Annotated in this window: 2 protein-coding genes; both read left to right on the top strand. The window is 36.5% G+C overall.

All coding sequences use genetic code 11. The annotated features are described in order from the left end of the window. Positions 1–194 (top strand): DUF6070 family protein (locus DXA18_RS15410; RefSeq protein ID WP_243007168.1); only part of this gene is annotated, 194 nt, incomplete at its 5' end. Positions 195–249: 55 nt separating this feature from the next. Beyond that, complete coding sequence (locus tag DXA18_RS15405) at positions 250–1,089, top strand: hypothetical protein (RefSeq protein ID WP_021740685.1); 840 nt, start codon at positions 250–252, stop codon at positions 1,087–1,089. The last annotated feature ends 372 nt before the right edge of the window (positions 1,090–1,461 follow it).

Below are 1,461 nucleotides of genomic sequence, written 5' to 3'. Positions count from 1 at the left end.
AGTTAAATACATTAAAGGTGAAAAGAAAAATTATCAATTGTCTGGAAGAAAAAGGATATGCGGCAGTAGATTGTGATAATCAGATTGATATGGTCAATCGTGAAAAAGTGGAAGATTTTTGCAAAACAGCGGAGAAAGAAGAACAGGCAGCAGTAGATATTGTACAACCGAACAGAGATTCGCTACAATATTAATTTATGTATAATTATGTTGTAGGTACAAAAATAGTGTGACAGCGAGGTAGAGAAAATGGAAGAGCAGATAAAAAAGATTTATGAAAAGCAGAAAAATGGACGCATCAGGATGATACGGAATGTGCTGTTGATTTATGCAGCATTGATTTGTGTGGTGAGTATTTTCAAAGGAAATCCGTTCCCGCATCAGGAGACAGTACTCTTTTTCGATGTGAAGCAGCCGGGCTGGGTCACGACAGATCCCTGGCTTCTGTGGATTTGCGTGGTGGTTGATCTGATTGCAGGTATATTCATTTTAATCAGGGACATTCTCAGAGATTTTTCAAAAATTGACCGAATTCTGTCACAGCAATGTGATGCAGAAAAATATTCAGAAATGCTGGAAGAGTTGGTAAAGTACGGAAAGAGCTTGGATTATCATGGATTTCAAAAAAGTGTCATGCTGATAGCTGAGTCTAAATATGTAGTTGCACTGATCATAAATGGGCAGTTGCAGAAGGCAGAAGAGTATATAAAGAATGAATGGGAAGGAAAAAGAGAGGGACGTTCCTGGCAGCAGGTCATGACGAATCTCGAACTGTCGAAGAAATATCAGGAGAAAGATGCGGCAGGTTATTCGGCTACATTAGAAAAAGCAGGGAAAGTATTTCAAAAGAATCCACTGTTTATGGCAAAAAATTTGATGCTGAAAGGTGAAGATGAGGCAGCAGTAAGATTACTGGAAAATGATACGGAAAAGCTGCCTTATTATGAGGTTACACGCAGATTCCTGCTGGGAGTATGTTACTACCGAATCGGAAAAGAAGAGCAGGGAAAAGAATGTATGGAATATGTAATTGGGCATGGAAATACGTTGAAGTGCAAAGAAGAAGCGGAAAAATATGTAACAGTGTAAGTAAGGATGTTCTTTAAAATGACAGGGTAACAAAAATGGAGAAGATATAGAGGATGGTAATAAAATAGGATATATCGCACATAAAGATGGTGAATCTGGAGTATACAATTCCTGAAAATAGACTTGGTTTTTAAATATTACAAGTGTAAGATTTAAGGAACAAAAAAATTAGAAGAAAGGAATCGGTGGAAGTGGTTATGTTGTTAAAAAAGATGCAACAGTATTGGATGAGTATTTTGAAGGATAAAAAAATTTTTATGGGGAATTATTACATATGTAAGATATTTGCGATGATATTGATAGTTCTTATTGTTTTTACAGGGTGCGGACAAAATCGAATTACGGAAAAAGAAGAAAAGAAAGAAACCGTAG

The organism is Dorea sp. AM58-8, assembly GCF_003464045.1.
Lineage (GTDB): Bacteria > Bacillota > Clostridia > Lachnospirales > Lachnospiraceae > Claveliimonas > Claveliimonas ammoniilytica.
Note: the sequence above shows the minus strand (reverse complement) of the source record. Positions and strands in the feature narration are given on the sequence as shown.